7 protein-coding genes are annotated in these 12,998 nt (G+C 66.1%); 2 read left to right on the top strand and 5 right to left on the bottom strand.

The window, feature by feature from the left end:
- The first annotated feature begins 9 nt into the window (after window positions 1–9).
- Entirely contained in the window at window positions 10–423 is a 414-nt protein-coding gene (locus J5837_RS04625) for a VanZ family protein (protein WP_210535533.1), read from the top strand.
- An 82-nt stretch (window positions 424–505) separates the two neighbouring features.
- On the opposite strand, the gene J5837_RS04620 is transcribed toward J5837_RS04625, so the two are convergent.
- Window positions 506–2,590 carry an N-acetylmuramic acid 6-phosphate etherase family protein gene (locus J5837_RS04620; protein ID WP_210535532.1) on the bottom strand — a complete coding sequence of 695 codons (2,085 nt, stop codon included), beginning with the start codon at window positions 2,588–2,590 and terminating at the stop codon, window positions 506–508.
- A gap of 13 nt (window positions 2,591–2,603) precedes the next feature.
- Window positions 2,604–4,937, bottom strand: coding sequence for a family 20 glycosylhydrolase (locus tag J5837_RS04615; RefSeq protein WP_210535531.1), 2,334 nt, complete (start codon window positions 4,935–4,937; stop codon window positions 2,604–2,606).
- 146 nt (window positions 4,938–5,083) lie between these two features.
- Between J5837_RS04615 and J5837_RS04610 the strand changes: the two genes are divergently transcribed.
- Window positions 5,084–6,274: an exo-beta-N-acetylmuramidase NamZ family protein gene (locus tag J5837_RS04610; protein ID WP_210535530.1), complete on the top strand. Its 1,191-nt coding sequence runs from the start codon at window positions 5,084–5,086 to the stop codon at window positions 6,272–6,274.
- A gap of 111 nt (window positions 6,275–6,385) precedes the next feature.
- Here the strand turns inward: J5837_RS04610 and J5837_RS04605 are convergent, their stop codons facing one another.
- The 3 genes from J5837_RS04605 to J5837_RS04595 all read right to left on the bottom strand — a co-directional run bounded on the left by J5837_RS04605 (window position 6,386) and on the right by J5837_RS04595 (window position 12,662).
- Window positions 6,386–8,698 (bottom strand): beta-N-acetylhexosaminidase, encoded by a 2,313-nt coding sequence (locus J5837_RS04605; protein ID WP_210535529.1) that lies wholly within the window; start codon window positions 8,696–8,698, stop codon window positions 6,386–6,388.
- A gap of 103 nt (window positions 8,699–8,801) precedes the next feature.
- Window positions 8,802–11,519, bottom strand: coding sequence for a TonB-dependent receptor (locus tag J5837_RS04600; RefSeq protein WP_210535528.1), 2,718 nt, complete (start codon window positions 11,517–11,519; stop codon window positions 8,802–8,804).
- 123 nt (window positions 11,520–11,642) lie between these two features.
- The gene (locus J5837_RS04595) at window positions 11,643–12,662 is read right to left on the bottom strand and encodes a glucokinase (protein ID WP_244755622.1); all 1,020 of its coding nucleotides are present in this window, start codon (window positions 12,660–12,662) and stop codon (window positions 11,643–11,645) included.
- Window positions 12,663–12,998: the final 336 nt, after the last annotated feature.

Below are 12,998 nucleotides of genomic sequence, written 5' to 3'. Positions count from 1 at the left end.
GATATCGGAATGAGCGCATTGCGATTCGGCCGTTCGTTGAAGCCGTTCCGCCGCCCCTGGCTATGGAGCGCGCTGTGGTGCGCGGCCATCGCCGCCGTGGTGATCAGTTCGTTGTTGCCGGCCGCCGACGTGCCGGTACCCGACATGCCCAATGGCGACAAGCTGCTGCATGCCAGCGCCTATCTTGCGCTGGCGGCGATGGCGGTGCAGTTGTTCCCGCGCTGGAGTTCGCTGCTCGGCGCCGGCATCGGCCTGGTGCTGCTGGGCATCGGCGTCGAATATGCGCAGGGCGTGCTGACCGTCGACCGGATCGCGGATGCGCAGGATGCCTTGGCCAATACGCTGGGCGTGATCGCCGGATTGGGCACGCGACTGACGCCGTTGCGCGACCTGCTGTTGAAATTCGACACGCGCGGTTCGTAGAACGGCTTGGTGGGAGCGGCTATAGCCGCGATGAATCCCGCGACAGACCATCGCGGCTATAGCCGCTCCCACAGGGCGCGGTTCAGTCGTCGTAGCCCGCCAGATACGGGTCCAGCTTGCGTTCGCGCAGCAGCGCGGCGGCGGCGTCCCACGATATCGCGCGCTGCAGGCGCAGGCTCTCCAGGATGCGCACGATGGCCAGCTCCACCTCGGGGCTGCCGGTCAGCGCCGGATTGCCGGAACGCTTGCCGATGGCGTCGAACAGCACTGCGTTGGCCTGTGCGTAGGTCAACGGCGGCGTCTCACCATGGGCCTGCTTCCATTTCGCGCTGGACAGCACCGCGTTGACGTGCGACTGGATCAGGAAGGTGGCGCGGCCGTACAGCTTCAGGTTGCTCGGCTGCACCGCGGTCATCGTGTTGCCGACCACGCGGCCGAGCTTGGCCATGATTCCGGTCGAATGCGCGTTGAGCAGCATCTTCAGGCCCAGGGTCTGGCTCACCTGCAGCGGGTCGTGGGCGAACGGCATGGTGAAGTCGAACACCGCCAATTGCGGCAGCTGCCGGTGCAGGGCGTCCAGCGCATCAGCCGACAGCGGTGCGTTGCCGACGTGGACGACGACCGGCACCGCGCCCTGCTCGGCGAAGGTCCGCAACCACTGTTCGCCGATTCGCGGCGATTCATTGCCTAGCAGGATCATCGCGCCGTGATCGCCTTCGCCCGGACCGGATCTGCGCAGGTTGTCCGCCGAGAACGACAGGTCGTACAACCATTGCTGTTCCGCGCCGGCGTTGGCCAAGCTGCGCTGCGCGGCGGCGTGCAGCCACGGGTCCTCGATCTGCGTATCGAACGGCTTCGCGTACAACGCCGGGTCGAGGCCGTGGAACGGGCGGTGCAGCAATGCATCCCACGCGGCGCCGGCATCGGCGGCCGGCGTCCATACCTGGATCCACGACTTGCGCTCGGTCGCGTTGGCGCGGTCCAGCGGGGCGAGGCGGAAGGTCGGCGAGCGCTCGGTCACGTCGACGAACACCGCCATCAGCGCGCGCTGCGCGAGGTAAGTGGTGCGATGCCCGGCGGCATAGGTCGACGACTCGCGATCCGTCCACGCGGCCAGGCGAGGCGCGGTCGCGGCGATGGTCTGTTGCAACGTGGCGAAATCGTGCAGGCGCGAGGCGATCGTCGCGTTGCCGTCGAAACCCAACGCCGCCAGCTCGCGCTTGGACAGCACCGGTTTCAACAGGGCGTGGATCGCGTCTTCCATCGTCACCCCCAGCGCATACAGGCTGGTGGTGGTGGCCTGCATGCGGGTGGAGCCGGTGATCGATTGCGGTCCGGTCGCCAGCATGAGCTTGGTGATGCCGGGGTGTTCGATCACCTCGCGGCTGCGCACGAACGGCAACAACACCTCGTCGGGATTGTTGTAGACGAACCAGGTCTTGTCCGGGTCGTTGCCGTTGACCACGGCGCCTTCCTTGGCGGTGCCGATCACCGCCGAAGTCTCGCCCCCCTCGGTGACGGCGAACACCACGTCGTCCTTGCCGATGCCGTTGTCGTGCAATTGCAGCTTGCCGATCAGCTGCAGGTCTTCGAAGCCCTCCAGCGAGGACACCAGCGCGCGGTCGCCGCCGGTGATCTCGCCGCGCACGCGATCCTGGATGCCCGGATACGCCTTCTGCACCTTGCGCCAGATCTTTCCGTCCCGCGCAAGGCGCGCCCAGAACGGGCGCCACAGTCCGCTTTCCAGCGTTTCCGCGAGGCGGCCGGTAGACCCGGTGCCGTAGAAATAGACGCGATGGCCGTTCTTCAGCGCATCCTGCATCGCCTGCGAGGCGTCCTGCAGTTTGGCCAGGCGCGCAGGGTCGTCGGCGACTGCGTTCATCGTCGCCGCCACGTCGCGGTCGACGGCGAACAGCTCCTGCAGTCCCGCGGTGGTGTCGCCGGCGATGCTGCGGCTCAGGTCCATGGTCTGCGGATGGCGCTGCTCGGTCAGCAGCGTGTGCAGTTGGAACTGCTGCTTGTTCTGCACGTAGTCGCGCGACTGCTCCGAAGGTTCGATGCCGAGCAGGCGCAGGATGTCTTCCTTCACAGCGGTCTTGCCATGGGCGAGACCGGCGGCGCAGACGAGCAGGAAGGTGGCGACGGCGGGTTTGCGATGGCGTGACATGGCGGTCGCGGCCTCAGGGAGTCGGTGAAAGGGTAACGCGGTCCAGCACCCACATCCGTGGGCGGAAATCCCCGCTGAAACGCAGGCACAGCGAATGCGGCGCGTCCAGCTCGCGGGCCAGGGGCGCGCGCAGGGTCGCGAAGCCATCGGCGCCCGCTTCGGCCGGCAGCGGCGCGGTGGCGATGGTTTCGCCATCGCAGGAATCGAGCCGAACGTCGAGTTCGCCGTGCGCGCTCTTCGCCGGCAGGTACTTGCGTGCGGCGTCTTCCTCGGCGCGCTGGTTGAAGAGGTAGGGCAGGCGGCCGGCGCGGACCTCGATGGCGGCGATATCCTGCAGCGGCGCATCCTTCCATTGCCAGCACGGCGCCATGATCGCCACGTTGTACAACGCGCGTACGCCGGTAGCGGGGCCGTCGTCTTCCATGCGCAGCACCGGGCCGTCGGCGGTGCAGGTTTGCAGCTGTTCGTCGGTGCGGGCCAGCAGACCGGTGCGGCTGAAATCGAAACGCTGGACCGGATGCACGATCCGGCCCTCGGCGAGGGCGACAGCGCGAAGTCGCGCCGGCAACTTGATGCGCAATGGCTTCCGGTATTCCAGCTTGGGCATGTCCGTCCCGGCGCCATCGATCGCATAGCGGATCGGGTAACCGAGCGGATTGGCGAGCGTCACCAGTGCGTCGCCCTGCGGGGAGTCGCCCGGTCCCGGCAGCAATGCGGCATCGGCGATCACTTCGAATGGCGTACGCGCGTAGCCGACGCCAAGGGCTTCGTAGCGATGGGTCCACGCCGGCAAACGCCGCAGGAAGCTCGCGTAGTCCTTCCGTTCCTTCGGCGTCCATCCCGTCTCGGCGACGGCGAGCAGGCGCGGGAAGGTGTTGTGTTCGACCCCGGCGAAGCTGCGGTTGTCGGTGGTCCACATGTTCGCCTGCAGGCCGAGGACGTGCTTCTGCTGCGTGGCGTCGAGTTGCGCGGGCACGGGCTCGAAGGCGTAGAACTTGTCCATCGGAATCAGCCGCGGCGCGGGACGGCCGGGGAATTCGTTCGGCGAATCGGTCTGCAGGTAGTCCAGGTACATGCTCGAGGTCGGCGACATGACCACGTCATGGCCCTGTTTCGCCGCCTCGATGCCGCCTTCGATGCCGCGCCAGGACATCACCGTGGCGTCGGGCGCCAGCCCGCCTTCGAGGATTTCGTCCCAGCCGAGCAGGCGCTTGCCGTGCGCTTGCAGGATCGTTTCCAGGCGATGGATGAACCAACTCTGCAGCGCCGTCTCGTCTTTCAGGCCGAGCTTGCGGATCTTCGCCTGCACCGGCTTCGAGGCCTTCCACTGGTCCTTGATCGCCTCGTCGCCACCGATGTGGATGTACTCGCCGGGGAACAGTTGCGCGACTTCGGTGAACACGTGGTCGAGGAAGCGGAACGTGCCTTCTTCGACATTGAACAGGTTGGAATGGATGCCGCGGAATGCGGTGACCGGAATCTTCCTGCCCTCGGTGCCGAGCCGAGGATAGGCGGCGATGGCGGCGGTGGCATGGCCAGGCAGGTCGATCTCTGGAACCACGGTGATGTGGCGCGCGGCGGCGTAGGCGACGATGTCGCGGATCTCGTCCTGCGTGTACCAGCCGCAATAGCGCACGGGCTTGCCGGTCGCGGCGTCGACGCCCGCATCCCCGGCGGGAATGCGGCAACTGCCGATCCTGGCCAGCTTCGGGTAGCGCTTGATCTCGATGCGCCAGCCCTGGTCGTCGGTCAGGTGCCAGTGGAACACGTTGAGCTTGTGCAGCGCCATCGTGTCGAGGAGCTTCTTGACCTGCGCGACACTTTGGAAATGCCGCGCTGAATCGAGCATGTAGCCCCGCCACGGGAAGCGCGGCGCATCCTCGATGTGCAGGGTGGGCAGCACGGCGCGGCCGGCTTCGCCCTGGGTAAGCAACTGCCACAGCGTGACGGCGCCGTAGAACAATCCGGCTTCGTCGTGTGCGACAAGATCGATGCGGTCGGTGTCGATATCCAGTGCGTAGCCCTCGGGCCGGCCACCGGAAGAGGTGTCCAGGCGAAAGCGGATGGCGCTGGCCCCCTGTTCCTGCTCGTCCACAGGGCGGGCCAGCACGCGCAGCGGTGTCTTTCCCGCTGCGGAGAGGAAGCCGTTGAAGCGCTCCGCGACACGCAATGCGGCGTCGCCTTCTGCCGAAATGGTCGTGTTCGCATCCACCGCGAATGAGCCGCTACCGACCTGCATCGACGCAGGTTGCGGAATCAGCGACGGCACGATCGCAGGTTCGTCGGCGGCACGCGCATGGCCGGCCAGCGCCAACAGGCAGGCGGCTATCGGAAGAAAACGACGCATCGCGGCTTTCGGGTTCCGTCCTGGCGGCATGGGGCCGATTATCCGACGATCGGTTATCGTTGCCCATGCCTTTCGTCACGCCCATCGCGCGGGTCGCACGCATGCATCGATATGCACGGAGTGTTTTCTTCCTCGGCCTGATGTCCATGGCGATCGCGCTGCCGTTGCGCGCGGCCGGACCGCATGGCATGGGGCCCGAACCCGGCATCGAAGTGCTGCTGCGCGAGCAGGCCGACCAGTTGCGCGGCAAGCGCATCGGCCTGGTCACCAACATGACCGGCGTGGATCGCGAGCTGCGCAGCGACGTGGACCTGCTGGCCGCACGCAGAGATTTCCGGCTGGTGGCGCTGTTCGGTCCCGAGCACGGCGTGCGCGGCGACGTACAGGCGGGCGCGCACGTGGATTCGTCGCGCGATGTGGCGACCGGCCTGCCGGTGCATAGCCTGTACGGCGAACATCGCGAACCCGACGCGAAGATGCTGCAGGGCATCGACCTGCTGCTGTTCGACATCCAGGACGTCGGCGCGCGCTACTACACCTATCCGTACACGCTGGCCAACGTGCTGCGTGCGGCGAAGAAGCAGGGCATTCCGGTGTGGGTGCTGGACCGGCCGAATCCGCTCGGCGGCGAAAAGGTCGAAGGACCGGTGCTGGAACCGGAATTCGCCTCGTTCGTCGGCCTGTTCCCGATACCCGTGCGCCATGGCATGACCATCGGCGAACTGGCCAGGCTGTTCAACGAAGCCTTCGGCATCGGTGCGCAACTGCGCGTGGTGCCGATGCGCGGCTGGAAGCGCGGCGAGGCCGAACCCGGCGGCGCGATGCCCTGGGTACCGCCGTCGCCGAACATGCCCACGCGCGACACCGCGCTGGTCTATCCGGGCACGGCACTGATCGAGGGCACCAACGTTTCCGAAGGGCGCGGGACCACGCGGCCGTTCGAGACCATCGGCGCTCCGTTCGTCGATGCGCAGCAACTGGCTGTGAGCCTCAATGCGCTGGACCTGCCGGGCGTGCGTTTCCGCCCGACCTGGTTCACGCCGAGTTTCTCCAAGCACCAGGGCGTGTTGTGCGGCGGCGTGCAGCTGCACGTGACCGACCGCGATGCGTTCCAGCCGTTCCGCACCGGCTTGGCCGTGGTCAAGGCCTTGCACGATCTGTATCCGCAGCAGTTCCGCTTCGAGCCGGCATCGCCGTATTTCTTCGACAAGCTGGCCGGCAATGCCTGGATTCGCGAAGGCATCGAGCGCGGTGAGTCGCTCGATGCCTTGCAGGCGCGCTGGGAGCCGGGGCTGGAGAGGTTCCGGCTCCAACGACAGCGTTACCTCTTGTATTGAATCTGCCTTCGTAGGAGCGCCCCTGGGCGCGACCGGGGCAATGGCGCTGCGCGGAAAAGTCCGTGGCTCCCGAACTTTAGGGTCGCGCCCAGGGGCGCTCCTACGATCAGATCAATTTGGCTGCAAGGCGATCCGGTCCACCACCCACATCGTCGGCCGCGTATCGCCGGTGAAATAGACGCACAGGTCGGTCGGCTTCGGTTGCGTCTGGATCGCCGCCTTCAGGGTGACGAAGCCATCCGCATCGGGTTGCGCGGGCATCGGCACGCGGGCCAGTTCGGCGCCCTCGCAACCGGCGCGCAGCACCAGTTCGCCGTGCGCGGTCCGCGCCGGCTGGAACTTGCGGCTGGTTTCGTCGTGGGCCAGCTGGAAGTTGTATGGCAGGCGCGCCGCATGCACTTCGATTGCGCCGATGGCGGAAAGATCGGCCTGCTTCCACTGCCAGCAGGGATTGAAGATGTCGACGTTGTAGATGCCGCGCTCGCCCTTGAACGGGCCGTCGTCCTCCAGCCGCAAGCCCAGGCCCTTGCCGCACGAGGCCAACGCATTGTTGCCGCGGCTCAGCAGCGAAGCGGCATCGATGTCGAACGTGTTCGCATCCGCCAGTGCCTGCCCATCGACGAACACCGCCGCGCGCAGCTGGGTCGGCACCACGACGTCGAACGGCTTCGCATACGCGGTGGACGTCGCGGTCGGCGCGCTGCCATCGGTGGTGTACCGGATGTCTGGATAGCCCAGCGGATTCGACAGCGACACTTTCGCCGTGGCGCTGCCGCCGGCTTCGGCCTGGAGCTCGACTTCGAAGGGCGTACGCGCGTATTCGACGTCCTGCGCGCGCCAGCGCGGCAGTTGCGCGGGCAGGCGGGCGAGGAAGCTGGCGTAGTCCTTCCGGTCCTTCGGCGTCCAGCCGGTTTCGGCCACCGCGGCCAGGCGCGGGAACAGGTTGTGCTGCACGCGCGCGAAGGTGCGCGAGTGCTCGGTCCACATGTTGGCCTGCAAGCCGAGGATGTGCTGCTGCTTGTCGGCAGGCAGTTCGGCCGGCACCGGCTCGAAGGCGTAGACCTGCTTCATCTCGATGATCGACGGGCGTCCCGGCGGCTCATTGGCCGAACGGGTCTGCAGATAATCGAAATACAGATCGGACGAAGGCGACATCACCACGTCGTGGCCCTGCTTCGCCGCTTCCAAGCCGCCTTCGGTGCCGCGCCAGGACATCACCGTGGCCGATTCCGGCAGCTTGCCTTCGAGGATCTCGTCCCAGCCGATCAGGCGCTTGCCGTGCGCGGCGAGGAATTTCTCCAGGCGCGCGACCATCAGGCCCTGCATCGCCATCTCGTCCTTCGCGCCCTGTTCCTTCATCTGCTGCTGGATGCGCTGCGAAGCGATCCACTGGTCCTTCACCGCCTCGTCGCCGCCGATATGCACATAGCGGCCGGGGAACAGTTTCACCATTTCGCCCAGCACGTCCTCGAAGAAGCGATAGGTTTCCTCTTCGGTATTGAACAGGTTGCTGTTGACGCCCCATTCGTTGGAGACGGGCAATGACTTGCCGGTCACGCCCAGCTGCGGATACGCGGCGATGGCCGCGACCGCATGGCCGGGCACGTCGAATTCCGGCATGACTTCGATATGGCGCGCGGCGGCGTAGGCGACCACGTCGCGGACCTGCGCCTGCGTGTAGAAGCCGCAATACGGCGCCGGCTTGCCGGTCGCGGGATCGATGCCGGCGTCGCCAGCCGGGATCCGGCAAGCACCGATTTCGGTAAGCTTCGGATACTTCGGAATCTCGATGCGCCAGCCCTGATCGTCGGTCAGGTGCCAATGGAACACGTTGAGCTTGAGCAAGGCCATCGCATCGAGCAGGCGCTTGATCTCGTCGACGCTCTGGAAGTGCCGCGCCGAATCCAGCATCGCGCCGCGCCAGCCGAAGCGCGGGGCGTCTTCGATGTGCAGTGCGCGCACCGCGACCTTGTCGCCATTGGCCGGGGTAAGCAACTGCAGCAGTGTCGCGGCGCCGTAGAACAACCCGCGTTCGTCGGCCGCACGTACCACGATGCCGTCCGGCTTCACGTCCAGCACATATCCCTCCGAAGAAGGCGATGCGCCGGCAGCAATCTCGAAGCGGATGCCGCCGGCGCCGGCATCGGCAAGCGGGATTTCCGGGCGCTTCTCCTTGGCGAGGAAACCATTGAACAGCCTGGCCACGCGCTGCGCGGCTTCGCCTTGGGCATGCAGGCGCGTGCCGGCGTCGACGACGAACTGGCCATCGCTGGTCTGCAGCGTCGCCGGAGCCGGGATCAGTGCGGGGGCTGCGGCAGTGGGGGCGGCATGGTCGCCGTGCTGTTCGGTTGCGGGCTTGCATGCAACCAGCGCGACAAGGGCGAGTGCGAACGGGATAGCGCGGAACGAGGACAAAGGCTTCATCGGTTTTCCGGAAGTCGTGGTGCGTGGCGCAGCTTGCAAAAGAAAACGGGCCCGGACAAGTCCGGACCCGCTGGATACAGCTTTACTTCGAACCAGCCATTGCTCAGAACTTGAAGCGGAAGTTCAGGTAGTACTGGCGGCCATTGGAGTACATCGCGTAGGGCAGCACGCCCGCGGCAGTCTTGGTGTAGTAGGACTTGACCGGGTCGTTGAGGTTCAACCCGTCCAGGCTGATGGTCAGCCAATCGGTCGCCTTGTAGTTGAGCGAAGCCGACACCGTGCCGAAGTCGTCCTCGTAGAAGGCGTCGGTACGGCTGACGCCGGCATAGAACGCTTCACGGAAGCTGTAGGCGACGCGCGCGCTGAACGTGTCGTTTTCGAAGTAGCCAGCGACGTTGTAGGTGTTCCTCGAAGTACCGTTCAGCGGCTTGCCGCCTTCGGTGGAACTGTTGGCGCGGGTGTAGTTGGCCGACACGCCGAACCATTCGCCGATCGGCTGCTGCCAGTTCAGCTCAAGGCCGGTGACCTTGCCGTCGGTGTTGACCGGAACGGAAACCAGGTAGTCGCTGTACACGTCGGTGCCGGTTTCATGGCTCGCGGCCTGGTCCTTGTACGCGATCGTGGTCGTGCCGAAACCGACGTAGTCCTTCAGGTGCATGCTGTACAGGCTGGCGGACAACAGGGCACGCGGAGCGTAGTACCACTCCAGGGCGACATCGAAATTGGTCGAAATCAGCGGATCCAGCTGCGGATTGCCGCCGCTGCCGGTATGGGTCAGGTCGTCCAGCGACAGCGAGCCGGCCAACGCCGAATAGTCGGGGCGAGTCATCGTTTTCGACGCGGCGATGCGCGCGACCACGTTGTCGTCCAGGTCCAGCTTCAGGTTAACGCTGGGCAGCAGCTTGTTGTAGCTGTTGTCAACCGTCACCGGCAGGTAGTCGCCGAACGCCGAACCGGTGATCGCGCCCGGAACGCCCGAGGCGACCGGCAGCGCCTGGTTGTAGCGGATGGTGCCGTCGGTCTTCACGTAGCGCAGGCCGACGTTGCCGCTCCAGCGTTCGCCTTCGAAGTTGGCTTGCACATAGGCGGCCGAGACCTTCTCCTTCACGCCGTACACGTCGGAGAAGTAGAAGCGCTCGGGGTTGTTGCGGTTGGCGAACTCGGCGTTGATCGCGGCCAGCTGTTCCGGCGTGTAATACCAGATTTCGGACGGGACGCTGCCGCCGATGCCGTTGCCGAAATCGCCGGGGTAATGGGCGGCATCGGTCGGGTAGTTGGCGATGTTCTGCCAATCGGTGGCCCAGTTCGGGCCTTGTGCGATCTCGAAGTCGTTCTTGCGCTCGTGTTCGGAGTAGCGGACGCCGAAGTCCAGCGATGCCAGCACGCCGTCGGTAAAGCCGTATTCACCATCGGCTGCGAACCAGTCTTCCTTGTCGCTCACGTCGATGCCCTGGCCGCCGAAGATCCAGCCGGCGGTGGGCAGATGGTTCGCGGGCGTGTTGTTGCCGCCGAGACTCCAGTCGATAGCCTTGTCGATGCCGTGCATGGCCCAACTGGCGCCGGCGCCCTGGCCGATGCCGGTTTCCAGCACGTCCTGCGTGGGGCTGCTGCCCTTGCCCTTAGAGGTGCCGAGCTGGAACTTGAGGTCAAGCGAATCGCTGGCCCGCCAGTCGGCATCGAGGGCGATGTAATTGGACGAAGACTTCGCGCCCGGGCGCGAGATCATGTCGTACACGCCATAGGCGCCATCGGCGGCGGTGCCGTCGGGGTTGAGCGTGCCGGAGGTGATGACGCCGTTCTGCACGACGGCATTGGCGAACGTGGCGCCGTTGCCCAGCGCATGGCTGGTCCACAGCATGTAGTTGCGGTTGTAGTTGTCCGCTTTCAGTTCCGACGCGAAGGCGTTGAGGTTCAGGGTCAGGTTGTCGCCGGCCTTCACTTCGATGTCGAGCACGCCACCAGTGCGCTTGCGTTCCTGTTCGAACAGCACCGCTCCGAGCAGGTTCGGATAGTAGGTGCCGGCCAGTTGGGGATTGGCCAGTGCAGCGGCCGAGTCCGCCGCGATCTGGCCATAGCCGCCGACCACTTCTTGGCCATCGCGACGCAGATGGCGTTCTTCGGAGAAGCCCTGCACCATCACGCCGATGGTGCCGGCATCGTTCTTCCAGTTGAACAAGGCGCTGACCTGCGGATCGGTCTTGCCCGCCAAGTCGGAGTAGACCGCGCCCAGCGAGCCGGTCGCGGTGAAATTGTCCGCGTACTGCAACGGGCGGCGGGTGATGATGTCGACCGAACCGGCGCTGCCGCCTTCGACCAGCTTGGCCTCCGAACCCTTGTGCACGACCACCTGGTCGACGATTTCGGACGGCAACAGCGAGTAGCTGACGCTGCGGCCCACGGTCTGCACCTGGCTCAGCACGAACCAGTCGCCGGTGCCGATGTTGTGGCCGTTGACCAGGGTCTGGGTCAGGCCGGGGCTGGTGCCGCGCATGCTGACGCGATCGGCTTCGTCGAAGCCGCCTTCGCTTGCGCTGGAGGAGCTGATGTTCACGCCCGGCAGTTCGCGCAGGGTGTCGGCCACGTTCTTCGCCGGCAGCTTGCCGATGTCCTCGGCGGTGACCACCTCGACGTGCGACTTGGCGTCGCGCTTCACGTCCAGCGCCTTTTCGATGCTGCCGCGGATGCCGGTCACGGTCACCGCGTCCAGCTCGGTGGCTTGGGCTTGCTGCTGCGGGGCGGCCGCGTCTTGCGCCTGCGCATGCATCGAGACCACGAGGCCCGTCGCGACGGCGACGGAAAGAAGCGATTTGCGGTATTTCATGTGTGTCTCTCCCATCATGATTTGTGAGCGGCCGGAGCCGGGTTGCTGCTGTGTTGCCCAAGGTCGGCCGAACGCTCCGCCCCCGTTTTCCTGTCCACGCCATCCCCTGCGCCGACGTTGTCCTCAGTCGTCCGTGGCGTGGCCGAGGTACCAACTGGCGGCGCCGATGACGCCCAGTTGCCCGTGCTCGACCAATTTCACGGGAATGCGCTGCAGCGCCTCGCGCATCGGCCCCTTGTCCAGGAAGCGCGCGGCGAAATCGCTGCGGAGAAGGAAGTCGCCGAGGTGCGGCAGGATGCCGCCGGCCAGGTACACGCCGCCCTGGATGCCATAGGTCAGCGCAAGGTCGCCGCAGACGCTGCCGAGCAGGCCGCAGAACACCTCCAGCGCTTCGCGCGCCGCGCCGTCGTGGCCGTCCAGCGCCGCGGCGGTGACTGCGTTGGGCGTGGCCAGCGCCGGCTCCGAACCGTGCAGGGCACAGACGGCGTGGTACAGGTTGAGCAGGCCGGGTCCCGACAGCGCATGTTCGATCGACACGTGGCTGCGGCCGCGCAGCATCTGTCCCAGCAGTGCCAGTTCGCGCGCATTGCCGGCGGCCAGCGAGGCCTGGCCGGCTTCGGTCGCCAGCACCACGGGGCGCGCGCCGTTCGGAATCCACACGGCTGCGCCCAAGCCAGTGCCGGGACCGAGCACCAGCACCGGTCCCTGCGCCGGCGCGATGGCCGGGCCGGCCAGGCGGATCGCCTGTTCGCCGTCGAAGCCGGCCACCGCGTGCGCCAGCGCTTCGAAATCGTTGACCAGGCGCAGGTCGGCGAAGCCGAGGCGTTCGCGGATCGCCGCCGGCGACAACTGCCATGGCAGGTTCGCGGAAATGACGCTGCCGTCTTCCAGCGGGTAACCGGCGCTGGCGATCACCCCGCGGCTTACCGCCACGCCGGGCAACTGGCGCAGGTAGGCCTCGAAGATCTCGGCCAGGCCGGGATAGTCGGCGCACTGGTACTTGCGGTACTCCGACACGCTGAGGGGGCACCCCGCGTCGTCGGCACGGACCAGGCCCAGCCGCACATGGGTGCCGCCGACATCCGCCGCGACGAAAGCTTCGCCGGCGGAGGGCCGGGAACGTGCCAGTGCGGGGCGAGCCATGACCACCATGCGTTTCCGAAACCTCGGGATTCGTGGAAGGGCCAGGCCCCTTTGTTGCGGCGGAGTTTCAAAATCCTTTGACAACGATGTCAAGACTTTGGACACCCATTGGTATCCCGCTGCGGAGGCGTATGGAGCAAATGTGACTTCAGTCACAAATTAGATCGATTTGAGCAAATCGAAGGCTCTATCCGGTCAAAGTTTCATGTTGCAGTGCCGCATGATCTCCGCGCCGAAACCTCGGAAGCCCGCGGCTTTCGAATGGGCTCAGGTAGCTTCCAGAGGGTTTTTGTGACAACGTTGTTCCCGCCGCTTCCGCACCGGGATGCGCGAATG

The sequence above is a fragment of the Pseudoxanthomonas helianthi genome, from assembly GCF_017939625.1.
Classification (GTDB): domain Bacteria; phylum Pseudomonadota; class Gammaproteobacteria; order Xanthomonadales; family Xanthomonadaceae; genus Pseudoxanthomonas_A; species Pseudoxanthomonas_A helianthi.
Note: the sequence above shows the minus strand (reverse complement) of the source record. Positions and strands in the feature narration are given on the sequence as shown.